The sequence below is a fragment of the Rhodococcus antarcticus genome (assembly GCF_026153295.1).
GTDB lineage: Bacteria > Actinomycetota > Actinomycetes > Mycobacteriales > Mycobacteriaceae > Rhodococcus_D > Rhodococcus_D antarcticus.
This window is the reverse complement of sequence record NZ_CP110615.1, coordinates 2099810-2124424: the sequence shown is the minus strand read 5'-3', so window position 1 is coordinate 2124424 and position 24615 is coordinate 2099810. Positions and strand designations below refer to the sequence as shown.

General features: G+C 73.6%; 22 protein-coding genes and 1 riboswitch. Of the genes, 13 read left to right on the top strand and 9 right to left on the bottom strand.

Features of this window, described 5'->3' with window-relative positions; genetic code table 11:
- Positions 1-11: 11 nt before the first annotated feature.
- Complete coding sequence (locus RHODO2019_RS10145; protein WP_435532109.1) at positions 12-614, bottom strand: DUF3043 domain-containing protein; 603 nt, start codon at positions 612-614, stop codon at positions 12-14.
- 147 nt (positions 615-761) lie between these two features.
- On the opposite strand from RHODO2019_RS10145, the gene RHODO2019_RS10140 reads away from it, so the two are divergent.
- Both RHODO2019_RS10140 and RHODO2019_RS10135 read left to right on the top strand, forming a co-directional pair.
- On the top strand, positions 762-1172 hold the full coding sequence (locus tag RHODO2019_RS10140) for an iron-sulfur cluster assembly accessory protein (RefSeq protein WP_435532108.1): 411 nt from the start codon (positions 762-764) through the stop codon (positions 1170-1172).
- A gap of 134 nt (positions 1173-1306) precedes the next feature.
- On the top strand, positions 1307-2284 hold the full coding sequence (locus tag RHODO2019_RS10135) for a carbohydrate kinase family protein (RefSeq protein ID WP_265381687.1): 978 nt from the start codon (positions 1307-1309) through the stop codon (positions 2282-2284).
- Positions 2285-2319: 35 nt separating this feature from the next.
- On the opposite strand, the gene asnB is transcribed toward RHODO2019_RS10135, so the two are convergent.
- Entirely contained in the window at positions 2320-4245 is a 1926-nt protein-coding gene (gene asnB / locus RHODO2019_RS10130) for an asparagine synthase (glutamine-hydrolyzing) (protein ID WP_435532107.1), read from the bottom strand.
- Between the two features lie 193 nt (positions 4246-4438).
- Between asnB and ctaC the strand changes: the two genes are divergently transcribed.
- Positions 4439-5383 carry an aa3-type cytochrome oxidase subunit II gene (gene ctaC, locus RHODO2019_RS10125; RefSeq protein WP_265384721.1) on the top strand — a complete coding sequence of 315 codons (945 nt, stop codon included), beginning with the start codon at positions 4439-4441 and terminating at the stop codon, positions 5381-5383.
- A 9-nt stretch (positions 5384-5392) separates the two neighbouring features.
- Positions 5393-5791, top strand: coding sequence for a cytochrome c oxidase subunit 4 (locus RHODO2019_RS10120; RefSeq protein ID WP_265381686.1), 399 nt, complete (start codon positions 5393-5395; stop codon positions 5789-5791).
- A 1197-nt stretch (positions 5792-6988) separates the two neighbouring features.
- Here the strand turns inward: RHODO2019_RS10120 and qcrB are convergent.
- From qcrB to ctaE, 4 genes are all read right to left on the bottom strand, one after another.
- On the bottom strand, positions 6989-8635 hold the full coding sequence (gene qcrB / locus RHODO2019_RS10115; RefSeq protein ID WP_265381685.1) for a cytochrome bc1 complex cytochrome b subunit: 1647 nt from the start codon (positions 8633-8635) through the stop codon (positions 6989-6991).
- Positions 8632-9756: a cytochrome bc1 complex Rieske iron-sulfur subunit gene (qcrA, locus tag RHODO2019_RS10110; protein WP_265381684.1), complete on the bottom strand. Its 1125-nt coding sequence runs from the start codon at positions 9754-9756 to the stop codon at positions 8632-8634. The genes qcrB and qcrA overlap by 4 nt, the downstream gene beginning before the upstream one ends.
- Positions 9753-10631, bottom strand: a complete 879-nt coding sequence (gene qcrC / locus RHODO2019_RS10105) for a cytochrome bc1 complex diheme cytochrome c subunit (RefSeq protein WP_265381683.1) — start codon at positions 10629-10631, stop codon at positions 9753-9755. Before qcrC ends, qcrA begins: the two co-directional genes overlap by 4 nt.
- A 61-nt stretch (positions 10632-10692) precedes the next feature.
- Entirely contained in the window at positions 10693-11310 is a 618-nt protein-coding gene (gene ctaE, locus RHODO2019_RS10100) for an aa3-type cytochrome oxidase subunit III (protein WP_265381682.1), read from the bottom strand.
- Positions 11311-11452: 142 nt separating this feature from the next.
- Here ctaE and RHODO2019_RS10095 point away from each other — a divergent pair, with 142 nt between their 5' ends.
- The 3 genes from RHODO2019_RS10095 to trpD are packed head-to-tail and all read left to right on the top strand — an operon-like array spanning position 11453 to position 13387.
- Positions 11453-11875 (top strand): hypothetical protein, encoded by a 423-nt coding sequence (locus RHODO2019_RS10095; protein ID WP_265384720.1) that lies wholly within the window; start codon positions 11453-11455, stop codon positions 11873-11875.
- A 37-nt stretch (positions 11876-11912) separates the two neighbouring features.
- Entirely contained in the window at positions 11913-12350 is a 438-nt protein-coding gene (locus tag RHODO2019_RS10090; protein ID WP_265381681.1) for a hypothetical protein, read from the top strand.
- The gene (gene trpD / locus RHODO2019_RS10085; RefSeq protein ID WP_265381680.1) at positions 12347-13387 is read left to right on the top strand and encodes an anthranilate phosphoribosyltransferase; all 1041 of its coding nucleotides are present in this window, start codon (positions 12347-12349) and stop codon (positions 13385-13387) included. The genes RHODO2019_RS10090 and trpD overlap by 4 nt, the downstream gene beginning before the upstream one ends.
- A gap of 22 nt (positions 13388-13409) precedes the next feature.
- On the opposite strand, the gene RHODO2019_RS10080 is transcribed toward trpD, so the two are convergent.
- The 3 genes from RHODO2019_RS10080 to RHODO2019_RS10070 are packed head-to-tail and all read right to left on the bottom strand — an operon-like array spanning position 13410 to position 16945.
- The gene (locus RHODO2019_RS10080) at positions 13410-14894 is read right to left on the bottom strand and encodes a carboxyl transferase domain-containing protein (RefSeq protein ID WP_265381679.1); all 1485 of its coding nucleotides are present in this window, start codon (positions 14892-14894) and stop codon (positions 13410-13412) included.
- A 7-nt stretch (positions 14895-14901) separates the two neighbouring features.
- On the bottom strand, positions 14902-15177 hold the full coding sequence (locus RHODO2019_RS10075; protein ID WP_265381678.1) for an Lrp/AsnC family transcriptional regulator: 276 nt from the start codon (positions 15175-15177) through the stop codon (positions 14902-14904).
- A gap of 43 nt (positions 15178-15220) precedes the next feature.
- Positions 15221-16945 (bottom strand): DEDD exonuclease domain-containing protein, encoded by a 1725-nt coding sequence (locus RHODO2019_RS10070; RefSeq protein WP_265381677.1) that lies wholly within the window; start codon positions 16943-16945, stop codon positions 15221-15223.
- A 58-nt stretch (positions 16946-17003) separates the two neighbouring features.
- Here RHODO2019_RS10070 and RHODO2019_RS10065 point away from each other — a divergent pair, with 58 nt between their 5' ends.
- From RHODO2019_RS10065 to RHODO2019_RS10040, 6 genes are all read left to right on the top strand, one after another.
- Entirely contained in the window at positions 17004-18290 is a 1287-nt protein-coding gene (locus tag RHODO2019_RS10065; protein ID WP_265381676.1) for an NYN domain-containing protein, read from the top strand.
- A gap of 41 nt (positions 18291-18331) precedes the next feature.
- Positions 18332-20113, top strand: coding sequence for a D-alanyl-D-alanine carboxypeptidase family protein (locus tag RHODO2019_RS10060; protein ID WP_265381675.1), 1782 nt, complete (start codon positions 18332-18334; stop codon positions 20111-20113).
- Positions 20114-20208: 95 nt separating this feature from the next.
- The gene (locus RHODO2019_RS10055; RefSeq protein WP_265384913.1) at positions 20209-20529 is read left to right on the top strand and encodes a hypothetical protein; all 321 of its coding nucleotides are present in this window, start codon (positions 20209-20211) and stop codon (positions 20527-20529) included.
- Between the two features lie 220 nt (positions 20530-20749).
- Positions 20750-20906, top strand: a riboswitch (cyclic di-AMP (ydaO/yuaA leader).
- Between the two features lie 16 nt (positions 20907-20922).
- Complete coding sequence (locus tag RHODO2019_RS10050) at positions 20923-21972, top strand: NlpC/P60 family protein (RefSeq protein WP_265381674.1); 1050 nt, start codon at positions 20923-20925, stop codon at positions 21970-21972.
- A 104-nt stretch (positions 21973-22076) separates the two neighbouring features.
- Positions 22077-23465 carry a hypothetical protein gene (locus tag RHODO2019_RS10045; RefSeq protein WP_265381673.1) on the top strand — a complete coding sequence of 463 codons (1389 nt, stop codon included), beginning with the start codon at positions 22077-22079 and terminating at the stop codon, positions 23463-23465.
- Positions 23466-23490: 25 nt separating this feature from the next.
- Positions 23491-24615 carry a glycosyltransferase family 4 protein gene (locus tag RHODO2019_RS10040; protein WP_265381672.1) on the top strand — a complete coding sequence of 375 codons (1125 nt, stop codon included), beginning with the start codon at positions 23491-23493 and terminating at the stop codon, positions 24613-24615.

The window sequence follows — 24615 nt, the reverse complement described above, 5'->3', positions numbered from 1 at the left end:
ACCCGCGCTGCTCAGACGGCGTCGCCGGGCTGCACGCGCGGGCGGGGGGCCCGCAGCCTGCGGAGCTGCGAGGCGCGGACGAAGGAGTACCAGCCCAGCTTCACCGCACCGGCGGGCTCGTCGGGGAAGCGCTCGTGGACCCGACCGGAGACCAGTCGGGCCAGGAACACGCCCTCGACGACCATGACGACGATCGCCGCGAGCATCCCCAGCGACACGGCGTTGGAGGTGGCGGGAGCCAGGAAGTAGAGGATGACGACCACCAGGGCCAGCGGCATGAACAGCCCGATGAGGTTGCGGCGGGAGTCGACGACGTCGCGGGCCAGCGCGCGGGCCGGACCGCGGTCACGGGGCAGGACGTGGGCGTCGTCGCCGGCCATCATCCGCTCACGGCGATCGGCAGAGGCCGCCTTCCGGTCCAGCTTGGTGCCGCCGGTGGCCTTGGAGCGCTTGTACGCCTGGCGCTGCGTGGTCGGTGGCGGCGGCACGGGGCCGCGCTTGCGGGCCTCGGCGTCGCGGCGCTTGGGAGTGGGTCGACCCTTGCCCAGCGACACGGGCACCGCCTCGGGCACGACGGTGGGGGTGTCGTTGCTGCCGCGCTTGAGGAGTCTCACGGCTCCAGACTAACGACCCGTCCCGGACGGAGCGCCCGCCGAGCGGGGAACACGGCGGCGAGGGGTACCGTTGAACCGGGCAGCACGAGCACCAGCGTGCCCACAGGCTCCGCCTGCACGGGGAGCACGCACAGCGAGGGAGACAGCATGAGCGTCCAGGACGAGACCACCACCGAGTCGGCCACGGGCACCCAGGCCCTCGAGACCCCGGCCGACACGGCGGTCGCGGAGACCCACAAGGTCGTCATGACCGACGCCGCGGCGGCGAAGGCCAAGGCACTGCTGGACCAGGAGGGTCGTGACGACCTGTGCCTGCGCATCGCCGTCCAGCCCGGTGGCTGCGCCGGCCTGCGGTACCAGCTCTTCTTCGACGACCGCAGCCTTGACGGCGACCTGGTCAAGGACTTCGCCGGTGTCGGCCTCGCGGTCGACCGGATGAGCGCGCCCTACGTCGAGGGCGCCTCGATCGACTTCGTCGACACCATCGAGAAGCAGGGCTTCACCATCGACAACCCCAACGCCACCGGTTCGTGCGCGTGCGGGGACTCGTTCAACTGATCTGACTGCTGCAGTCCGAGGGCCGTCACCCGCACCGGGTGGCGGCCCTCGGCCGCGCCTGGACGGCCACACCTGCGTAACCTCCCCGGCTGCACGACGCACCCACCCCGACCTCCCACGGAAGGCCTCCAGCAGTGACCATCGCTGTCACCGGTTCCATCGCCACCGACCACCTGATGCACTTTCCGGGCCGGTTCTCCGAGCAGCTGGTGTCCGACCGGCTCGACCGCGTCTCGCTGAGCTTCCTGGTCGACGACCTCGTCGTCCGTCGCGGTGGCGTCGCGGGCAACATCACCTTCGCGATGGGTGTGCTCGGTGGGTCGCCGGTGCTGGTGGGGGCGGTGGGAGCGGACTTCGCCGAGTACCGCGAGTGGCTCGAGGCCCACGGGGTCGACTGCACCGGTGTCCGGGTGTCGGAGACCGCGCACACCGCCCGGTTCGTCTGCACCACCGACCAGGACATGGCCCAGATCGCCTCGTTCTACTCCGGGGCCATGGCCGAGGCCCGCGAGATCGACCTCGCCGCACTGGTCGCCGCGCACGGCGACGTGGAGATCGTTCTCATCGGGGCCGACGACCCGGACGCCATGGTCCGGCACAGCGAGAGCTGCCGCGCCACGGGCACCCCGTTCGCGGCCGACCCCTCCCAGCAGCTCGCGCGGATGAGCGGGGAGCAGGCCGCCGAGCTCATCGGTGGGGCGACCTACCTGTTCAGCAACGACTACGAGTGGGACCTCATGCTCGGCAAGACCGGGCTCTCCGAGGAGCAGGTGCTGGCCCAGGTCGGGCTGCGCATCACGACGCTGGGGGAGAAGGGCGTCGACATCGTCGGGGCGGACGGCACCCGCATCCACGTCCCCGTGGTCCCGGAGGCGGACAAGACGGACCCGACGGGGGTGGGTGACGCCTTCCGTGGTGGCTTCCTCGTCGCCCGCAGCGCCGGGCTCGGACTGGAGCGGGCCGCGCAGCTCGGTTCCCTCGTCGCGGTGCTGGTGCTCGAGACCGTGGGCACCCAGGAGTGGAGCTTCGACCGCGAGACGGCCCTCGAGCGCCTGCGCAGCGCGTACGGCGCGGACGCGGCGGCGGAGATCGCGACCGTCCTCCCGGTCTGACCCGGTCCTCGTTCCCGCGTCGGTCGTCCGGGCGGCTAGATCGAGACGGGGTAGTGCGGCTCGGCGATCTCGGGGTGGATCCGCCGCTCGACGAAGATCCCGTGCCACAGCATCAGCACGAGCACCGTCCAGATGCGGCGGCTGTGGTCCAGGGTCCCGGACCGGTGCTCGTCGAGCATGGCCAGCACGGCCGTCTTGTCGACGAGGTGGTCGGTCTGCGAGGCGCTGATCACCTCGCGGGCCCAGCCGCCCAGCTCCTCGCCCGCCAGCCAGTGCCGCAGCGGGACGGGGAAGCCGAGCTTGCGGCGGTGCAGCACGTGCGCCGGCACGATGTCGGCCAGGGCGCGGCGCAGGGCGTGCTTCGTCGTGTCGGCGGAGATCTTCTCCTCCAGCGGAAGCCGCGAGGCCACCCGGAACACCTCGGGGTCCAGGAACGGAACCCGCAGCTCCAGCGAGTTCGCCATGGTCATCTTGTCTGCCTTGACCAGGATGTCCCCGCGCAGCCAGGTGAACAGGTCCAGGTGCTGCATCCGCGTCACCGGGTCCCAGCCGACCGACTGCGCGTACACCGACGCGGTGACGTCGGTGTGGCCCCAGGCCGGCTCGAAGCCCTTGAGCACCGAGCGCAGCCGCTCGTCCTGGAAGATCCGGGCGTTGCCGTAGTAGCGCTGCTCCAGGTCGAGCGAGCCCCGGCGGAGCAGGTCCTTGCCACGGGTCCCCTCGGGGATGACCGACGAGAGCCGGCCGAGCCCGCGGCGCAGCGGAGCGGGCAGGCCCGTCAGGCGTGCCAGCGAGAGCGGCTCCCGGTAGATGGTGTAGCCGCCGAACAGCTCGTCGGCGCCCTCGCCGGAGAGCACCACCTTCACGTGCTTGCGGGCCTCGCGGGCCACGAACCACAGGGGCACCAGGGCGGGGTCGGCCACCGGGTCGTCGAGGTACCAGACGATGGCCGGCAGTGCCGCCGCGAACTCGGCGGGGCCCACTGTCCGCACCACGTGTCGCACGCCCAGCAGCTCGGCGGTCTCGGCGGCCACGTCGACCTCGGAGTAGCCGGCCCGCTCGAACCCGGTGGTGAAGGTGACGAGATCGGGGTTGTGGCGCTTGGCCAGCGCCGCGATCGCGGTGGAGTCGATGCCGCCGGAGAGGAACGAGCCCACCGTGACGTCGGCCCGCATGTGCTTGGCCACCGAGTCCTGCAGCACCTCCGAGATCTCGTCGTAGCGGCGCTGCTCCTCGCCCTGGACGAACCGTTGCACCGGGAAGTCGGGGGTGAACCAGCGGGTGACCACCGGGTCGTGCCCGGGCCGCACCACCGCGTGGCAGCCGGACTCCAGGCGGGTGATCTCCGCGTGCAGCGTCTCCGGTTCCGGCACGTACTGCAGCACCAGGTAGTGCTGCAGCGCACGGGGGTCGAGCTCCAGGCCCACGCCCAGGGACGGGGCGAGCTCCAGCAGGCTCTTCTTCTCGCTGCTGAACGCCGTGCCCGCCGCGGTGGTGGTGAGGAACAGCGGCTTGATGCCGAAGGGGTCGCGGGCCAGGAACAGGGTGCGCTCGACGGTGTCCCAAATGCCGAAGGCGAACATCCCCCGGAGCCGGTGCAGCGCATCCGCACCCCAGTGGTGGAAGGCCGCGGAGATGGCCTCGCCGTCACCCTCGGTGGCGAACACCGCCCCGTGCTCGCGTGCCAGCTCCTCCCGGAGCTCGAGGTAGTTGTAGATCTCACCGTTGAAGGTCAGCGCGTAGCGGTCGGGCTGCTCCGGGGGCCCCCACAGCAGTGGCTGGTGGGAGTGCTCCAGGTCGATGAAGGCGAGCCGGTTGAACCCGAGCACGAGGTCGTCGTCGTGCCAGCTGCCGCGGTCGTCGGGGCCGCGGTGGCGCTGGCAGCGCATCGCCGCCTCGGTGGCCTCCGCACGGCTCGCGGCATCGGCGTTCGCGGTCAGGGTTCCGAGCAGTCCACACACGGGAGCTTCGCACCTCGATCTCGGTCGGACCACCCGCGGGCCAGGTGATCAGCGGGAACCACCAGCATGCCACCCGACGTCCCGGGACCCGTGCGACGGACGCGCCGCCCCAGGGCGCGGGCGACACCCACCCTGGGCTACCCTTCCGAACGACCGCCGGTAGTACACGGCGGTCGTGGGAGCACTGGTGTCGATGAGGAAGGCGTGGGGCGTGGAGCGCACTCGTAGGACCAAGCGGGCGGGACTCGTCGCGCTGCTCGGCCTCACGGCCGTCCTGGTGTCCGGATGCTCCACCGCCGAGGTGGTCCGCTTCGGCTGGCCGGAGGGCATCACCCCGCAGGCCGAGCGCATGCGGGAGCTGTGGAGCTGGTCGGTCATCACCGCGCTGGCCGTTGGCGTGGTCGTGTGGGGCCTGATCTTCTGGACCACCACGTTCCACCGCAAGAAGGAGGGCGCCCCGGAGTTCCCGCGCCAGACGCAGTACAACCTGCCTCTGGAGATCGTCTACACGATCATCCCGTTCCTGATGGTGGCCGTCCTGTTCTACTTCACGGTGATCACCCAGAACTTCGTGGACAAGAAGATCGCGAACCCGGACGTCGAGGTGAACGTGACGGCGTTCCAGTGGAACTGGGACTTCTCCTACCCCGGACACACGACCCCCGACGGGCAGGACGTCTCGACGATCGGCTCGAGCACAGAGATCCCGCTGCTGGTGGTCCCCACGAACAAGACGGTGCAGTTCACGCTCTCCTCGCAGGACGTCATCCACGGCTTCTACATCCCGGAGATGCTGTTCAAGCGCGACGTGTTCCCCCGTCCGGAGCGCAACGACACCGACAACGTCTTCCAGGTCCAGGTGGAGAAGCAGGGTGCGTTCGTCGGCCGGTGCACCGAGATGTGCGGCCAGTACCACTCGATGATGAACTTCGAGCTGCGCGCGGTCCCGGACGACGTGTACCAGCAGTACCTGAGCCTGCGGACCACCATGAACCCCGCGACCGCGGCGCCCTACACCGCGGCAGAGGCCCTGACCAAGATCAACTGCGGTGACCTCTGCAGCCCCGTGGCCACCACCACGCACCCGTTCAACACCGACACGACGGCGCGGTCCGCCAGCGTCGCCGAAGGGCAGTGAGGAGCTGACATGAGGGTCGAGTCCAGGATCTTCGAGCTCCTGACGGTCTTCTTCTTCGTCGTCGCGATCATCTACGGCGTGTTCTCCCGCGAGCCCGTGGGCATCACGGCCATCGCCCTCTCCGGCGGCTTCACCCTCATCATCGGTACCTACTTCCGGTTCGTGGCTCGGCGTCTCGCGCTGCGGCCCGAGGACTACGGCGACGCCGAGGTCAGCGACGGCTCCGGTGACCTCGGCTTCTTCAGCCCCGGCAGCTACTGGCCCATCGGGCTCGCGGCGGCCGCCGGCATGACGGCCCTGGCCATCGCCTTCTACGCCTGGTGGTTCATCGTCATCGCGCTGGTCGTGGTCGTCATCATGGCGGCGGGTCTCGTGTTCGAGTACCACCTCGGACCCGAGCGCCACTAGTCGCGCCCCGCACGGCCCCCGCGCTCCTGGTGAGCACGGGGGCCGTGCTGCGTCCCGGGTGTCGTCAAGGCTCAGGTGTCGTCAAGCCTCGGGCAATCCCACCCGGCGGAAGGACGTGTGGTGGTGGGCCACCTGGTGGCCCGTACGAGCAGGCCGCGCGTCGGTCGCTCGCGCTCGACGCGCGGCACCAACGTCCACCACCACCGGTCCTCAGCCCCAGGTCGCGCCACGCCAGTGGCGATCAGGGCACGGACGGCGGACCGGCTTAGCACGGGCACGCACCCGGGGCGGTGCTGCGGGGTGAGCAGGGTGCCCTCGGGATCGAGCGGCCCGCTACGGGCTCTGTACCGGCCCTGTACCGGGTTGCCCGCACAGGCCCCCCGCACAGGCCCCCCGCACGGGTACCCGCCAGCCCTGTACCAGGGGAGCGGGAGGGTCTGGAGGTCCTGACGACGACGGACGCCTCCCAGGTCGTCCGGCCAGCAGGGCTGCGATCCTTCGTGAGATGCGGGGCTCGGGGTCAGGGACCGGTCAGGAACGGGTCGCGGGGGGACGCTCGGGGGCGGCCGAGGAGTCCCGCGGGCGGGGCCACAGCTTCGCGCCGCGTGGGGATGCCGCGAGAGTCCACGATGCCCGCCGCAACGATCCCCGGGCGAGCGTCCTGGTGCACGCGGGCAGCACTGGGCGGCACGGTGGACCACCGCTCGCACCGCTCGCACCGCTCGCACCGCCCGGCACCGCCCGCACCGCCCCACCGCCCCTACCGCCTGCACCGCCCGCACCGGCAGCACCGGCAGCACCGCCCGCACCGGCAGCGCTGCCCGCACCGGCAGCGCTGACACGGAGATCGGTGCTGCATGCCGAGCAGTCCGTGGTGGAGCGTCGGGGAGGGTGGGGGAGGGCACCGTTCGACCACCGCACCGTCGGTACCTGCTCGGGCTGAGGTCACTGGCTGGTAGCGGACCGCCCGTGGGCCCGCCCAGTCGCCCTGCCCTCAGCCACCCCTGCTGGCTCAACAAGGTGGGGAGAGCCCCGACCTCGTGGAGGCCTCCGCTCCGAGCTGGCGGGACCCTGCTGGTGTCCACACCGGGAACGGGGCGAGCCCGGCGGTGGGTGCGGCCCGCGCGGGAGTGTCCTACGCACGCGAAAGGCCCCGAACCACTCGGGTCCGAGGCCTCTCGTGTTGCGGGGTCGACGCTAGTCGCGCGGGTCGACCGGCTTGCCTGCATCCGGCTTGCCGGCCAGCGCGCGGCGCTGCTCGGACTCGCCGCGGTGCTCCGCAGCGTCGAGCGCCTGCGTCTCCTCGATCGGGTCGGGCTTGAGCAGGCTGCCGCGGCCCGGACGTCCGGCCGAGCCCAGCTTGTTCATCTTCTTCGGCACCACGCCGCCCTGGTACTCCAGGGGGATGGCGTGACCGTGCTCGTCGACGCCGCCGAGGGGCTGGTGCACCTCGACGAACTCACCGTGCGGCAGGCGCTTGATGATGCCGGTCTCGACCCCGTGCTCGAGCACGTCCCGGTCGGACCGCTGCAGGCCCAGGCAGAACCGGTAGGTGATCATGTAGACGATCGGCGGCAGGAGCAGCGTGAGGGTGCGCCCCATCCACGTCATCGCGTTCAGCGAGATGTCGAAGTGGTAGGCGATGATGTCGTTCGCCGCGGAGATGGTCAGCACCAGGTAGAAGGTGATGGCCATGGCACCCAGCGAGGTGCGCACCGGGACGTCCCGCGGCCGCTGCAGGATGTTGTGCGCAGCCTTGTCCTTGGTGAGCCACTGCTCGATGAACGGGTAGGCGATCAGCACCCCGAAGATCGCACCGAGCAGCAGGGCCACCGGCACCACGGCAGGAACGGTGTGGCCGAACGGGTAGATCTCCCACGCGGGCCACAGTCGAGCTGCACCGTCGGTGAAGCCCATGTACCAGTCGGGCTGCGAGCCAGCGGAGATCTGCGAGGGGTTGTAGGGCCCGAGGGTCCAGATGGGGTTGATCTGGAACACGCCGGACATGATGGCCAGCACGCCGAAGGTGACCGCGAAGAATCCGCCCGCCTTGACCGCGAAGATCGGCATGATGCGGACGCCGACCACGTTCTTCTCGGTCCGGCCCGGGCCGGGGAACTGCGTGTGCTTTTGGTACCAGACCAGAGCGAGGTGGGCCGCGATGAGTGCCAGCAGGATGGCCGGGACGAGCAGCACGTGGGCGATGTAGAGCCGGTCGATGATGAGGTTGCCCGGGAACTCACCGCCGAACACGAGCCAGTGAGTCCACGTCCCGATGACAGGAAGCGACAGCATGATGGCCGAGGTGATGCGGAGGCCCGTGCCCGAGAGCAGGTCGTCGGGGAGGCCGTAGCCCATGAAGCCCTCGACGATGCCGAGGATGAGCAGCAGCGCACCGAGCACCCAGTTGGCCTCGCGGGGCTTGCGGAAGGCTCCGGTGAAGAAGACCCGGAACAGGTGCACGACCATGGCCGCGAGGAAGAGCAGGGCAGCCCAGTGGTGGATCTGCCGGACGAACAGCCCGCCGCGGACCTCGAAGCTGATGTTCAGCGCCGTCTCGTAGGCCCGGGACATCTCGATGCCGCGCAGGTTGGGGTAGGCACCGTTGTAGGTGACCTCCGCCAGGGACGGGTCGAAGAAGATGGTGAGGTACACGCCCGAGACGAGCAGGATGACGAAGCTGTACAGGGCGATCTCGCCGAGCAGGAACGACCAGTGCGTCGGGAAGACCTTGTTCACCTGGCGACGGAGACCCGCCGAGAGGTGGTAACGGTCGTCGGCCCAGGTGGCCGCACCCGCGGCTGCCTGCTCCGTGCGGTTCTGCGTGGGGATCGTTGTGGTCATGACTTCCGCTCCCAGAAGGCCGGGCCGAGCGATTCGATGAAGTTGCCCTTCGCCACCATGTAGCCGGCCTCATCAACCTCGATGGGGAGCTGGGGCAGGGCACGTGCTGCCGGCCCGAAGATGGGCTTGGCGTAGGTCAGGGCGTCGAACTGTGACTGGTGGCACGGGCACAGGATCCGGTTGGTCTGCGACTCGTACAGCGAGGTGGGACAACCAAGGTGCGTGCAGATCTTCGAGTACGCGTAGTAGTCGCCATAGTTGAAGTCCTCCTGCCCGGATCGCTTGACCACCATTGCTGCGGCGTCAGGTCGCAGCCGGATCAGCATGACAGGGTTGTCGGAGCGGTGCAGTGCGGCGAGGAGGGCCTCGTGGTCGCCGCGCTCGGACTCCCGGAACGGGAACACGGTCTCGATGGCGCCGGCGGCGAGGTCCTCGGGGCGGACCAGCACAACGTCGTCGGAGCGGCCGGTGTCCCGGCGGAGGTAGATCTTCTCGTCGTTCGTCGGGGTCCAGCCGGAGGTCCACAGCGGGGAGCTGTCGCCCTGGGCCCAGGGGTTCTTGACGAGCCCGCCGAGAGGAATGACGGCCATGATCCCGAGGGCACCGGCACCGAAGCCCAGGCTGCGCTTGATGAGGGTGCGCCGCATGATGCCCGAGGTCTGCAGGGAGTCGCTGAGGACGGCGACGGTGGTCTTCTGGTCGACCTCGGGAGATCCGCCGGTGTGGCGCTGCTGGACCGAGATCTCCTCGGGGATGAACTTCTTGGAGTAGGCGATGACGCCCACTCCGATCCCGAGGATGGCCAGGCCGATCGTGGTGCCGAGGAGTGGCGTGTAGAACACGTACAGGCCGTGGTTGGCGGTGGCGGCTCCGCTGTACTCCCACGGCCAGAACAGGAAGACCGCCACGGCGGCGAGGGAGGACACCCCGGCGAGGAGGAACCACCCGGCGACCGCCCGCTCGGCGCGCTTCTCCGCCCGCGTCCCGGGAACCGGCCAGCGTTCCTGGCGGTAGGCGATCTCGACGTCGTCGAGCGTGGAGCCCAGGCGCACGAGCTCGTCGTGGCTCATGGCCGCGAGCTGCTCGGGGGTGGGCCTCGGTGTGTCGTCCTGCCCGCTCATGCCTTTGCTCCCACCCAGAGGGTGGCGCCGACGAGCGCCACGATGCCGACGATCCAGATGAACAGGCCCTCGGAGACGGGCCCGAGGCCGCCCAGGGAGTAGCCGCCGGGGGCGGAGTCCTGGGTGGCGGCGTTGACGTAGGCGATGATGTCGCCCTTCTCCTCCACGGAGAGCTGGCGGTCGGAGAACTTGGGCATGTTCTGCGGGCCCGACGTCATCGCCGTGTAGATCTGCGCCTCGGTCGCCTGGTCGAGGTTCGGCGCGTACTTGCCCGAGGACAGCGCCCCGCCGCGGCCGGTGAAGTTGTGGCAGGACGCGCAGTTCAGCCGGAACAGCTGGCTGCCGCGTGCGACGTCGCTGCCCACCAGGGAGGTGGAGGCGATCGAGCCGTCGGCGTTGCGGGGAACCGTCGGCCCACCACCGTTGGCCTGGATGTACGCGCCGAGCTGGTCGGTCTCCGCAGCGGTGAACTTGGCCGGCTTGCGCGCGGCCTGGGCCTCGTTGCGCACGGCCGGCATCCGGCCGCTCGAGACCTGGAAGTAGACCGCAGCCTCACCCACGCCGATGAGGCTGGGACCGCGGTCCTGCACACCCTGCAGGTTCGCGCCGTGGCAGGTGATGCACGCGTTGGCGTAGAGTTGCTTGCCCTGGCGGACCAGCGTCGGATCGTCCTGCGCGACGGCGACCTGGGCGTTCGGCGTCAGCGCGGTGGCGAGGAAGCCCGCGCCCAGCAGCGCCATGACCAGCACCAGCATCCCGCTGACGCGACGGCGCAGCCGGGACCGCCCGCCACGGTTGCGGCTGGAGGCGACCAGGCGCGGGGAGCTCACGGCGACGTCGTCGTCGGAGGGCGTGAGTGGGGTGGAGGAGCTCATCGTGATCCCTTGCACTCGGGGACGGTGCTGTCAGCAGCGGGAAGGTGGGCGGGCACCGGTGTCACCGCACGAAGTAGATGGTGGCGAACAGGGCGACCCAGACGACGTCGACGAAGTGCCAGTAGTAGGACACGACGATCGCTGCGGTGGCCTGCGCCGGGGTGAACTTGCTCATCTTGGTGCGCGCGATGAGGAAGATGAAGGCGAGCAGACCGCCGACGACGTGCAGCCCGTGGAAGCCGGTCGTCATGTAGTACACGGTGCCGTAGGCGCTGGAGGAGATCGTGGTGCCCTCAGTGACCAGCGTGCGGTACTCGTTCGCCTGGCCGAGGACGAAGGTCAGTCCCATCAGCAAGGTGATGACGTACCACTTGCGCAGCCCGAACACGTCGCCGCGCTCGGCGGCGAACACGCCGAGCTGGCAGGTGAACGACGACGCCACCAGGATCACCGTGAACACCAGCGAGTAGGGCAGGTTCAGCTCGGTCGGTGGCGACGGCCACCCCTCCGTGGGCCCGACCTGGGCGCGCGCGGTGAAGTACATCGCGAACAGTCCGGCGAAGAACATGAGCTCGCTGGAGAGCCACACGATGGTGCCCACGCTGACCATGTTGGGACGGTTCAGCGAGTGCACGCGTTGGGTGATGGCGGTCCCGGAGGTCGCTGCTGCGCTCGTCACGAGGAGAAGTATGACGCGTCGTCGTTGACTTGGCGCCCCGGGGTGCCCGGTGGCGCCGGATCGTGTCGAGGGGCACGGTGCGCAGGCGTGCCGCGCGAGGGCGACGGCGCAGGTCGAGGCGGTGGAAGGGGTTCTCGTGGGCCTGTTGGACACGGTGCGGAAGCTGTTCGCCCGGGGTGAGGTGGACGTGCTGGACCCGGCTCGCGACGACCTGGTGGTGGTGGTGCAGGGCTTCGACGAGGTGGAGGCCTGCTCCACGGCGCTGGAGCGCTCGAGGACGTGGGTGCCCGCGGGCCAGGCGGTGCTCCGCCACCACCTGGTGCTGCCGGAGGTCGGCCGGGAGCAGGCGGCCGCGACGGCGGCGCAGGACGGGTACGCCCCCACCGACCGGACCGACGGGAGCGGGGCCGACCTGGTGCTCGCCCGCGTGCAGGTGCTGGACGCGCTGCACTGCTCCCAGGAGCGCTCCCGGATGGCCGGGCTGGCGCAGCGCCTCGGCGGCCACGTGCTGGGGTGGGACGCGCTGCAGCCGCCCGCGCCCGGTCCGGGCGCCGTCGGCCGATAGCATCGGCCAGGACCCGCCCCCCGCCGCAGGAGACGTGATGAGTGCACCCGCCCGCCCGGCACCGGCCAGCACCGTGCTCGTGTTCAGCCACCTCCCGGCGGTGCGCGAGCTCATCACCGGGGCGGTGGGCCGCCGACCCGCCGCCGATCTCGGACGGGTGACCTGGATCGAGGCCGGCACCATCGCCGAGGTGCTCGGTCACCTCGACGCGGGCGGGGTCGACCTCGCCGTGCTCGACGGCGAGGCCCAGCCCACCGGGGGCATGGGCCTGTGTCGCCAGGTCAAGAACGAGATCACCGACTGCCCGCCGGTGGTCGTGGTGGTGCGTCGTGCGGACGACCGCTGGCTCGCGACCTGGTCGCAGGCCGATGCCGTGCTGGTGCACCCGCTGGACCCGCTGGCGGCCGCCGAGACCGTGGCGCAGGTGCTGCGCGCCCGGCTGGTGGGCTCCGCGCTGCCCACCGTTCGCGGGTGAGCACGCGCACCTGGCCCTCGGTGCTCGGGCAGCTCGTCGACGGGCGGGACCTCGGCACTGCTGACGCGGCGTGGGCGATGGAGGAGATCATGGCCGGCGCCGCCACCGCGGCCCAGGTGGCGGGTTTCGGCGTGGCGCTGCAGATGAAGGGTGCGACGGCCGCCGAGGTCACCGCGCTCGCCGACGTGATGCTGGCCCACACCCGTCCGGTGCCCGTGGACCCGGACGCCGTCGACGTCGTCGGGACGGGCGGCGACCGGTCCGGCTCGGTGAACATCTCCACCATGGCGGCGGTGGTGGCGGCTGCGGCCGGGGTCCGGGTGGTCAAGCACGGCAACCGGGCGGCCTCCTCGCGCAGCGGCACCGCCGACGTGCTCGAGGAGCTGGGCGTGGCCATCGGGCTCGGGCCCGACGAGGTGGCCCGGTGCGTGGCCGACGTCGGCATCGGCTTCTGCTTCGCGCCCGTGTTCCACCCGTCGCTGCGCCACGCGGCCGGTCCCCGCCGGGAGATCGGCATCCCCACCGCGTTCAACGTGCTCGGACCGCTGACCAACCCGGGCCGCCCGCGCGCGGGGCTCGTGGGGTGCGCCTACGCCCGGATGCTGCCGGTGCTGGCGGAGGTGTTCGCCGGGCGCGGGTCCTCGGTGCTGGTGGTGCGCGGCGAGGACGGTCTCGACGAGCTCACCACCACCGCGCCGTCCACGGTCCTGGTGGTCGCCGGCGGCACGGTCCGCCCGGACCGCCTGGACGCCCGCGAGCTCGGCCTGCCGCGGGTGGAGCTCAGCGCCCTGCGCGGCGGGGACGCCACGGTGAACGCTGCCGTGGTGCGGCGCCTGGTCGCGGGGGAGGCGGGACCGGTGCGCGACGCGGTGCTGCTCAACGCCGCCGGGGCGCTGGCCGCCCACGCCGGGGTGGGCGGGAGCCTGGTCGGGGCCGTCGCCGCCCAGCTGCCGCGCGCGGCCGCGGCCGTCGACTCCGGTGCGGCGGCGGACCTGCTCGACCGGTGGGCGCAGCGGTCCACCGAGCTCGCGGTCTGAGCGGCGGAGCGGGCCGACCGGCTCAGGTGCCCAGGCGTCGGTAGCGGGCCAGTCGCCGGACCAGCAGGTCCTGCGGGTCGTGCGCGCCGAGCTCGTCCAGGGCGCTGGCCACGGCGGCTGCGACCCGGGTGCAGAAGGCGGTGGGCTCGTCGGCCCCGTCGGGGTGCTCGGCGATGACCTCGTCCACGATCCCTGCCGCCAGGAGGTCGACAGAGCGCACCCCGTGGACGGCGGCCATCTCGGCGGCGTGCGCGGTGTCGCGGTGCACGATCGCGCTGGCGCCCTCCGGTGGGAGGGGCGCGAGCCACCCGTGCTGGGCGGCCAGCACCCGGTCCGCGGGCACCAGGGCGAGCGCGCCGCCGCCGGCCCCCTGTCCGAGCAGCAGCGAGACCGTCGGCGTGGGCAGGGTGACGAGCTCGGCCAGGCAGCGGGCGATCTCGCCCGCCAGACCTCCCTCCTCCGCCTCCCGGGACAGCGCCGCGCCCGCGGTGTCGATGACGGTGAGCAGTGGCAGCGCCAGCTCGGTGGCCAGCCGCATCCCTCGGCGGGCCTCGCGCAGGGCGGCCGGGCCCATCGGGTGGTCGGTGGTCTGGCCGCGACGGTCCTGTCCCAGCACCACGCACGGCGCGCCGCCGACGCGGGCCAGGGCCAGCAGCAGGCCGGGGTCGCGCTCGCCCTGGCCGGTGCCGTTGAGGGGAACCACGTCGGTGGCGCCCAGCCGCAGCAGCGCCCGCACCCCGGGGCGGTCGGCGCGGCGGCTCGCGAGGACGGAGGTCCAGGCGGGCACGTCGTCGGTCGGCCGTGGCTCCGGCGTGGTGGTCGGTGCCCCGGTCCGCGGTGCGGTGATGACGCGCAGCACCCGGTCGACGATCTCGGAGAGGTCCTCCGGCGGCAGCACGGCGTCGAGCAGGCCGTGGGCGTGCAGGTTCTCCGCGGTCTGGACACCCTCGGGGAAGGGTGCGTCGTAGAGGGCCTGGTAGACGCGGGGACCGAGGAACCCCACGAGCGCCCCGGGCTCGGCGACCGTCACGTGGCCCAGCGACCCCCAGGAGGCGAAGACGCCGCCGGTCGTGGGGTGGCGCAGGTAGACCAGGTACGGCAGCCGCGCGGCCTTGTGCGTGGTGATGGCCGCGGCGATCTTCACCATCTGCAGGAACGCGAGGGTGCCCTCCTGCATGCGGGTTCCCCCCGAGACCGGTGCCGCGAGCAGCGGCAGGCGCTCGGCCGTGGCCCGCTCCACCGCGCAGACGAGCCGCTCGGCGGCGGCCACCCCGATGGATCCGGCCAGGAAGGCGAACTCGCACACCACCACCGCCACGGGCCGCCCGTGCACCAGGCCCCGCCCGGTGAGCACCGACTCGTCCACCCCGCTGCTCGCCCGGGCGGCGGCCAGCTCGGCGGCGTAGGCGGGACCGGGGTGCACGTCCACCGGCGGGGTGTCCCAGGAGGTGAAGCTGCCCTCGTCCAGCACGAGGTCGAGGAGCTCGGTGGCGCTGCGCCTGGTCACGGGTGTGCTACTCGCCGACCTCGAAGCCGGCCTCGGCGTCCTGGCTGGAGTACGAGCGGAACGCGATGTGGGTGGCCGTGCGCTGGACCCCCGGGATCTTGCTGATGTGCTCGGTGACGACGTCGGCGATCTGCTCGTGCTCGCGCACCCGGACGACCACGACGAGGTCGACGTCGCCGGCGCAGGAGTAGACCTCGGCCACGCCGCCGAGGTCCGCGATCTGCTGGGCGACCTCGGGGATCCGGTCGGCGGCGGTGTGCACCATGACGATCGCGGTGATCACGTCGTACCTCCTGCGCTGGTGGGGCGTGGCTCGTGGCGCGAGCCTAGGGCCAGCCCCGGCCGAGGGGGTGGACCGCCTCCTGCGCCGCGGCACCCGCCCGCTGGGCCCACGCACCCCAGGAGCCCGCCCCGGACGCCGGCTCGGCCCACGGGCCGCTCGTCCGGACCAGCCGGGTGCCCGGTGCCTCCAGCCAGCGGGCGACCAGCGCCACCTCCTCCTCGGGCGCCCCGCGCAGCGGACCCGGGCCCGGCACGACGGTCTCGGCCGAGGCCACCAGCAGCTCGACCAGCGGCACCGGGGCCACCCCGCGCGCGGCGTGGCCGGCCGCGGCCAGCCGCCCGGCGCGCACGACCACCAGGTGCCAGCCCCCGGCCCCGTCCCGGCGTGCGGCCACCAGCTCGTCCACCGCCGCCAGGGCGCCCAGCCGCTGCCGACGCCGCAGCACCTGGACCAGTGCCACGACCTGGTCCCGGGCCGTGGCGGCCGACTCGAACCGGCCCGCGCCGGCGAGCTCCTCGACGCGGGTGCGGACGGTGTGCAGCACGGCGTCATCGGTCCCCGCCACCACCGCGGCCACCGCCCGGGGACCGGCGCCGTAGGCGTCGGCGGACTGCAGCCCGGCGCACGGAGCCGCGCAGCGACCCATCTCGTGCAGGGCGCAGGGGCTGCCGCGGGGGGTTCGTGCAGAGATCCGGGGTGTGCAGGTCCGCAGGCCGCTCGCCCCCGCGAGCAGCTCGGCCGCCTCGCTCGCCCCGCCCCGGGAGCGGAAGGGCCCCAGGGCACCCTCCCGCTCGGTGCGCACCACCGACAGCCGGGGGAACGCCTCGTCGGTGAGCACCACCCACCAGCGGCGGTGCGGGTGGGTGGAGCGGCGGTTGTAGGGCGGCGCGTGCGCCCCGAGCAGCCGCAGCTCGCGGACCCCGGCCTCCAGCGGGTGCGCGCACTCCACGTGGTCCACCCGCACGGCCAGGTTGACCATCTCGCGGATGCGCCTGCGCGTCTCGGACCCGGTGAAGTAGCTGCGCACCCGGCGGTGCAGGTCGGTGGCGGTTCCCACGTAGAGCACCTCCTCGCCCGGCCCGCGGAACAGGTACACGCCGGGGGAGTGCGGCAGGTGCTCGGCGAGCCCACGCTTGCGCCGCTGGCCGGCCGTGACCTCGGGCAGGAACGCGAGCAGCTCCTCCAGGCTGTGCACCCCGAGGTTGCCCACCCGCTCCAGCAGCGCGTGCAGGACGTCCACCGTGGCCCGCGCGTCGTCCAGGGCTCGGTGGGTGGGCGTGGTGGTGGCGTGGAACAGCTGCGCCAGCGCGGAGAGCCGCACCGAGGGCGCCTCGTCGCGGGTGAGCACCCGTCGGGCCAGCTTCACCGTGCACAGCACCGGCGGCCTGGGCCAGGCGATCCCCATCTCGGTGCACGCGGCGCGGAGGAAGCCGGTGTCGAAGGGGGCGTTGTGCGCCACCAGCACGGCCCCGGCGGCGAACTCCAGGAAGCTCGGCAGCACGGTGCGCACGCTGGGGGCGCCGACGAGCATGGCGGTGGTGATGCCGGTGAGCTCGGCGATCATCGGCGGGACGCCGCGACCGCTGTCCACCAGCGTGGCGAGCTCGCCGATGACCTGCCCGCCGCGGATCTTGACCGCACCGATCTCGGTGATGGCGTCCGCCCCTGCGCTGCCGCCGGTGGTCTCCAGGTCCACCACCACGAACGTGGTGTCGCGCAGGGGGGTGCCGAGCTCGTCGAAGGTCAGCTGGGCGGTCGCGGTGGACATGGGGCGGGACGGTAGGCAGCCGCACCGACAGAACAGGGCGGCCCCTACGCTGGGCGCCGTGTCCGAGCCCCCGCCGCGCGGGCCCCGGGACCTGCCTCCCGCCGTGCGTGAACGGCTCGCGGCCCTGGCCGCCGCCGCCCTGCCCACCCTCGCGCGGGCCGACGTCCCCGCCCCGGTCGCCCACCTCGGCCGGTTCACCCCCGTCAAGCGGGCGCGCCTGGGTGCCGCGGTGCTCGTGGCCGCGCTGGTCGAGCACCCCCGGTTCCGGGTGGCCGTTCTCGAGCACGCCCGGGCGCAGGCGTCCTGGGAGCTCGACCTCGATGGCCCCGAACCCGCCCGGGCGGCCGCGGCCGCCGTGCTGCTGGCCGACCCGCGGGCCGCCGAGCTGGTCACCGTGGCGGCCGGGATCGACCTGACCGCAGGCCTGCGCGCGGAGCTCGCGGGCGCCCGACGCGAGACCCGTCGCGTCCTCGGCGAGCTGGAGCGGGTCACGGCCGAGCTCGCCCGGACCCGTGCCGTGCCCGTCTCCGCCGTGGTCGACGACGGGGCGGACAAGCTGCGCCAGCGGCTGCGCGAGCAGGGTCGCCGCCTCCGCGAGGCCACCGACGCCCTGGCCCGGTCCGAGCCGGTCGAGAGCGTCCCGACGGCGGAGCTGGACCGGGTGCGCGTCGAGCGGGACGAGGCCCTGGCCGACGTCGCCGCCCAGCGTGTGCGCGCGGAGCGGGCCGAGGGCGCCAGGGACGTCGCGCTGCGCGCCGACCGGGCGGCGCGCGACGCCGACGAGCTGCGCCTGGCCCTGCTCCTGGACACCCTCGGCGGGGTGGCGGCGGGACTGCGCCACGAGCTCGGGGTGCGGGCCGGGACGACGGGTGCCCGCCCGGCCGACGGGCTCACCGGCGCTGCCGCGTCCATCCCGGCGGGCAGCCGGCTGGGCGACCTCGCGGCCCTGGACCGCGCGCTGGCCCTCACGAACACCCACCTCGTGGTCGACGGGTACAACGTGACCAAGACCGGCTACCCCCAGCTCGAGCTCGTCGCCCAGCGCGACCGTCTGGTCCGTGACCTCGGGCTGCTGGCGGCCCGGACCTCCGCGGAGGTGACGGTGGTCTTCGACGGCGCGGCCGTCACCGCACGCGGTGGGCAGGTGTGGGCCCGCGGGGTGCGGGTGCTGTTCAGCGCGGCCGGGGTGATCGCCGACGACGTCGTCCGCGACGTGGTGGCCGCCGAACCGGTGGGCCGCCCCCTGGTGGTGGCCAGCTCCGACCGCGAGGTGGTCGACTCGGTGCGGGCGTCCGGTGCGCACACCGTGGCGTCGGCCGTCCTCGTCGAGCGGCTCGCCCGGTGACCCGGCCGTCACGGCAGGGCCGCCTGCGCGTTGGACCGGGTGTGACCCTGACCACCCGCGTCGCCGCCGCCCTCCTGGTCGCCGTGCTCGGGGTGGGCCTCGCGCCCGCCGCGCACGCGGCGCCGGTTCCGCGGGCGCAGCAGCAGACGACGCCCGGCAGCCCCGACGAGTTCGGCGTGAGCCCCGACGCGCAGCCCGACCAGCGCGGGGACGACGCGTTCGCGAGCCCGGCCGTCGCCGACCTCCAGCGCCAGGCCACGTCGGTGCAGGACGAGCTGACCACCCTGCAGACCGACGTGCTCGCCGCGCAGGCCACCAGCGACGCCGCCGCCGCCGACCTCGCCGCCGCGGACGCGGACCTGGCCGCGGCCCAGTCCGGGGTGGACTCCGACCAGGGCGCCGTGGATGCCTACACCCGCAGCCTGTGGACCGACCTCGGACCACCCAGCGCGGCCAAGGTGCTGCTGACCGCGGACAGCCCGGACGCGGTGCTCGACGGGCTCGACCTCGTGGCGTCGGTGCGCGAGCAGCAGAACCGGGTGCTCACCGAGGCCATGGGCGTGCGGGCGTCGGCCACGACGGCCCGCGACGCCGCCGCCGCCCGGTCGCAGACCGCCCGGGACGCCGCGGCCGAGCTGGCCACCCGCGAGGGCGACGCGCGCGGTCGGGCCTCGGCGCTCTCGGCGGACCTCGGTCGGGCGCTGTCGGCCGTCGACGCCCAGGTGGTGGCCCTGCAGCAGGCCCAGCAGGCCCGCAACACCGAGACCGCCGCCAACTGGCAGACCTACCTCGACACCCTCGCCGCCGCGGGGATCGCCGCGCCGCCCGCCGCGCGGCTGCGGGACCCCGCGGTGCTGCCCACCGGTCTGCAGCCCCTGGTGAGCAGGTCCACCGGCACCACGCAGCCCGGGGTCGCCCAGGCCACGCTGGGTGGCGGCACGACGGTCCTCGTGCTGTCGGCGGAGGCCCAGCGCGCCGTCACCGTGGCCATCGCGACCCTCGGTCAGCCGTACTCGCCGAAGGGCACCGGGCCCCGCTCGTGGTCCTGCGGCGGGCTGGTGTCCACCACGTCCACCCAGGCCGGGCTGCCGCTGCCCGCGAGCCCCGGCGAGGCCATGGCCACCAGCGTCCCGGTGGACCCCGCCGACACCCAGCCCGGCGACCTGCTCTTCGTCGGCCCGGCCGAGGACGGTGTGCAGTCGGTGGCCTACGTCCTGGACTCCGCGACCGTGCTCACCGCCGATGCCCGCACGACCGCCGTGGTGGTGGCCGACCGGCCCGCCGCCGACCAGGTGCTCGGTGCCGCGCGGCCGTCGCTGGGCCTGCGACCGGCGGTGGACGTCCCGCAGCCGGCGGCCGGACGGGTGCCCCGCAGCTGCGGCGGGGTGGTCTCCACGCCGTCGACCGACGGGTCGCTCGCCTGGGGTGGTTTCCCGAACGGACTCATCCCGGCCTCGGCGCTGTGCGCGGTGGGCATCGGCTCGCACCGGCTGCGCTGCGACGCCGCCCAGACCATCGCCGAGCTGTCCGCCTCGTACCAGGGCCAGTTCGGCTCCCCGCTGTGCATGACCGACTCCTACCGGCCCTACGCCGAGCAGGTGGACCTCTACGGCCGCAAGCCCGCGCTGGCCGCGGTGCCTGGCACCAGCAACCACGGCTGGGGCCTGGCCGTGGACCTCTGCGGGGGCATCGAGAGCTACTCCACGGCGCAGCACGCGTGGATGACGGCGAACGCCGGCGCCTTCGGGTGGGTCCACCCCAGCTGGGCGCGGCAGGGCGGCGACCGCGAGGAGCCGTGGCACTGGGAGTACAGCGGGGCCTGAGCTCGGTGCCCGAGCCGGAACTGTCGGTGCTGGTCCCTAGCGTGCGCCCCAACCCGGCCGGGACCACCCCGGCCACCGGTGAGAGGGAGTGCTCCGTGCACCCACTGCACATCGACTGCGACACCTGCCCGGTCCGCGGCCCCGCCTGCGGGGACTGCGTGGTCTCCGTGCTCCTCGGGCTGCCGGGCACCCGGTCGAGCACCCCGGCGCCGCCCCAGCGGCCCCGCCCGACCGTGGTGCGGAGCGGGAGGCCGTCCGTCGAGCTGGAGGGCGTGCTGGTCGGTGGGGCCCCGCTGCCGGGGGACCTCGACGCGGAGGAGCGCCGCGCGCTGGCGGTGCTCGCGGAGGCCGGTCTCGTGGCGGGCCTGCGGGTGCGGCCGGCCGCGGCACCGGTCTCGGCCCGCCGCGCCGGCTGAGCACGGCGGCCACCACGCCGGCGGGTTCGGCGGCCCGCGGGGGGTCGGGGTCAGCGGGGGGTCGGGGTCAGCGGGCCCTCGCACCGGCAGCAGGGTGGTGTGGCACGGGTCACTTCCGCTGCCCGCTGGCGCGCCGGAGCGCACCGGTGGACACAGCGGCCTCCTGGTCCGTAACCTGACCGAGACCTACCGGCGTCCAGTCGTCCACCTCGGACGACGGCGGAGGTCACCGCCGAATCGACACCGTCGGGGGAGTCGAACCGGGAACCCAGGTTCTCACCGGGGTGAATCGTCGTGCCTGTTGTCGGGCACGAGGTAGGGCTGACTCTTCCCAGCCCGAACCCGTCAGCTAACCCGGTAGGCGGATGAGCGGAAGAAGGAGAACAACGCCCTGTGGCGTCCCAACGACTGAAGCGCGGCCTGCGCGGGGTCCTCGCAACCGGGCTGGTCGCAGCCGGGTTGACGGTGCTCCCGGTCACCCCGGCCCTCGCCGATCCCACGCCTCCCGCCAACGCCTCGGAGGCGGAGAAGCAGCTCTCCGACCTCGGCCACCAGGCGGAGGTCCTCACCGAGCAGATGCACGACGCGCAGATCAGCCTGGACTCCGCCAACGCCGACAAGGCCACCGCGCAGGGCCAGCTCGGGGCTGCGCAGGCCGCCCTGTCCGACGCCCAGGCCCAGCAGCAGCAGTACCAGGGAACCGTGGACACCCTCGCGGCCGCCAGCTACCAGGGCGCCCGGCTGAACCGGCTCTCCGCGCTCATGACGAGCAGGTCGCCCCAGGACCTGCTCGACCAGATGTCGGGCCTCGAGCTGCTCGCCAGCGACACGTCGGCGCAGCTCGCCGTGTTCCAGTCCGCCTCGTCGGCGGCCACCCAGGCGCAGTCCGACGCGCAGGTCGCCACGGACGCGGCCCAGACGGCGGCGGACCAGGCCTCCTCGGTGCAGACCGACATCCAGGCCAAGCAGGCGGCACTCGAGACCCAGACGGCCGCGGTGCGGGCAGCCTTCTCCCGCCTCTCGGTGCCGGAGCAGGTGTCCTACGCCGGAACCCCGGTCCCGGCCGGCTACACCGCACCGGCTCCCGGGTCGGGCAGCGGCCAGGGCTACGCCGCCCTGCAGGCCGCGCTGACCAAGATCGGCTCGCCGTACTCCTGGGGCGCCACCGGCCCGAACAGCTTCGACTGCTCCGGCCTGACCTCCTGGGCGTTCGCGCAGGCGGGGGTGAGCATCCCCCGCTCCAGCGGCGCACAGGCCGGGTCCGGCGCCGCGGTGTCGCGGGCCGATCTGCAGCCCGGCGACCTGGTGTTCTTCTACAGCCCGATCTCGCACGTCGGCATCTACGCCGGCAACGGCATGGTCGTGCACTCCCCGACGTTCGGCCAGGGCGTCAAGGTCGCACCGATGGACCAGATGCCCTACAGCAGCGCGCGTCGCTACTGAGCCAGCCCAGCTCGTCCTGACCAGCAGGCCCTCACCCCGCGCGGGGTGAGGGCCTGCTCGTTCTCCCGCTCACCGTGGTGGCCGGGGCTCTAGCATTGGAGCTCGTGCGGGCGACGGAGGTGACCAGGGGGCTCCTCGCGGCAGCCGTGGCGGTCGGGGTGGTGGCCTCTGCCCTGGTCCTCGGCGGCGGGGCGGTTCCGTCGACCACTGCTGAGCCTGGTCCCGCGAGCTCGGGCACCGTGACCTCGGGCACCGTGGCGCCGGGCACCGTGGCCGAGCTCGGTCGGGCGGTTCCGCGCGCGGACCTCCAGCGCACGGCGGACGTCCAGCGGCTGCTCGGCGTCTGGGCGAGCGCGGTGCGCACCGACGACACGACGGCGCTCGCCACGGTGCTCGACCCGGCCGCCGACGTCGGGTTCGGGGCGGCCGAGACCGCGCGCGCAGCGAACCTCGCCGGTGTGCCGCTGTCGGACTGGGGCTACGAGATCACCGCGGACCCCGCCGCCGTGGTGCCCCCGGACGTGGTCCAGCGGCTCGGCGCCGACGAGGTGTGGGCACCACCGGTCGTGCTGCGGTACGCGGTGGCGGGGGCCGACGCCACCTCCACCCGCAAGCCGGTGGGCCTCGTGGTGGCACGGCGCGGGGACACCTGGCGCCTCGTGGGGGACGCCGACCTGGCCGGCTACGGCCGCACCACGTGGCGGGGACCGTGGGACTTCGGCCCGGTCCTGGTCCGCAGCAGCGCCCAGGGGGTCGTCCTCGGGCACCCCGGACAGGAGGCGGACCTGGACCGGCTGGCCGCCGAGCTCGCCACCGCGGTGCCGGCCGTCACCAGCCTCTGGGGCCCGGACTGGTCGCAGAAGGTCCTGGTGGTCCTCGCGGGCACCCAGCCCGAGCTCGAGGCCCTGGTGGGCAGCGCGTTCTCCGGGGTCGGCGTCGCCGCCGTCACCACCGCCGACGCCGTGGACCGCGCAGCACGCACCGCCACCGGGGTCCGGGTGGTGGTCAACCCCGCCACCCTCGACCAGCTGACCGCGGCCACGCTGCGGATCGTCCTGCGCCACGAGCTCACCCACGTGGCCGCGCGCCCGGTGACGGCCGACCAGGCACCGCTGTGGATGCTCGAGGGCTTCGCCGACTACTCGGGGTACCGGGGCAGCGGCACGAGCACCGACCGGGGTGCGCCGGCGGTGGCCGCTCTGGTGGGCGCCAACGGCCCCCCGGACAGCCTGCCCACCGACGCGGACTTCGCCCCGAGCGACGAGACGTCCCGCGCCGAGCTCGCCTACCAGCTCGCCTGGACGTTCACCTCGTTCCTCGCCGACACCCGGGGCGAGGACGCGCTGCTCGCCGCCTACCGGGCGGTGGCCGCGCAGCCGTCACCGACGCCCGCCCAGCTCGATGCCGAGCTCACCACCTCCCTGGGAGCCACGCAGGCACAGCTCGTCACGGAGTGGGGGCGGTGGCTGGTCGCCAGGGTCGACGGGGGCTGAGCCGGGCGCGCACTACCGTGGGTGCGTGCGACGGACCCTGCTGGTGACCAACGACTTCCCGCCCCGGAACGGTGGGATCCAGTCCTACCTGCACACCTTCGCCACCCACCTGCCGGCCGAGGACATCGTGGTCTACGCCCCGGCGTGGCGGGGGGCCGAGGCCTTCGACGCCGCCCAGCCGTTCGAGGTGGTGCGCCACCGGGGGTCGCTGGTGCTGCCGGTGCCCGACGTCGCCCGGCGGGCGACGGAGCTGCTGCGCTCCCGGGGCTGCGAGGGCGTCTGGTTCGGGGCGTCCGCACCGTTGGGCCTGCTCGCGCCGGCCCTGCGCCGGGCCGGGGCGCAGCACGTGCTGGCGTGCACCCACGGGCACGAGGTGGGCTGGTCCATGCTCCCGGTCGCACGGCAGGCGCTGCGCCGCATCGGCGAGTCGTCTGACGTGGTCACCTTCGTCAGCCGGTACACCAGGGGACGGTTCGCCTCCGCGTTCGGCCCGCGCACCGCCCTCGAGCACCTGCCCTCGGGGGTGGACACCAGCGTCTTCGCACCCGACCCGGCGGCCCGCGCCGAGCTGCGTGCCCGGTACGGCCTCGGCGATGCGCCCGTGGTGGTGTGCGTGTCCCGGCTGGTGCCGCGCAAGGGCCAGGACGTGCTCGTGCGGGCGCTGCCGGCGCTGCGCGCGCGGGTGCCGGGCACCCGGCTGCTGCTGGTCGGCGGCGGTCCGCACGAGGACGCCCTCCGAGCCCTGGCGCTGGCGCACGGGGTGGCCGACCACGTGGTGCTGACCGGCAGCGTGCCCGCCTCCGAGCTCGCCGCGCACCACGCCGTCGGCGACGTGTTCGCGATGCCCTGCCGCACCCGGGGCGCAGGCCTCGACGTGGAGGGCCTCGGCATCGTCTACCTGGAGGCCTCCGCGACCGGGCTGCCGGTGGTGGCCGGGCGGTCCGGGGGAGCACCGGAGACCGTGCAGGACGGGGTGACCGGAACGGTGGTGGACGGCACCGACGTCGACGCCGTGGTCACCGCCGTGGGCGCGTACCTCGCCGATCCCGAGCTCGCTGCCCGCACCGGTGCGGCCGGGCGGGAGTGGGTCGCGCGGGAGTGGCGCTGGGACCGTCTCGCGGCCCGGCTGACCACCCTGCTCGACGGCTGA

Coding starts and splice junctions, on each gene's coding strand:
- RHODO2019_RS10140 (WP_435532108.1), top strand. CDS start 762: ATGAGCGTCCAGGACGAGACCACCACCGAGTCGGCCACGGGCACCCAG.
- qcrA (WP_265381684.1), bottom strand. CDS start 9,756: ATGAGCGGGCAGGACGACACACCGAGGCCCACCCCCGAGCAGCTCGCG.
- qcrC (WP_265381683.1), bottom strand. CDS start 10,631: ATGAGCTCCTCCACCCCACTCACGCCCTCCGACGACGACGTCGCCGTG.
- RHODO2019_RS10090 (WP_265381681.1), top strand. CDS start 11,913: ATGAGTGCACCCGCCCGCCCGGCACCGGCCAGCACCGTGCTCGTGTTC.
- RHODO2019_RS10120 (WP_265381686.1), top strand. CDS start 5,393: ATGAGGGTCGAGTCCAGGATCTTCGAGCTCCTGACGGTCTTCTTCTTC.
- RHODO2019_RS10070 (WP_265381677.1), bottom strand. CDS start 16,945: ATGTCCACCGCGACCGCCCAGCTGACCTTCGACGAGCTCGGCACCCCC.
- ctaC (WP_265384721.1), top strand. CDS start 4,439: ATGAGGAAGGCGTGGGGCGTGGAGCGCACTCGTAGGACCAAGCGGGCG.
- qcrB (WP_265381685.1), bottom strand. CDS start 8,635: ATGACCACAACGATCCCCACGCAGAACCGCACGGAGCAGGCAGCCGCG.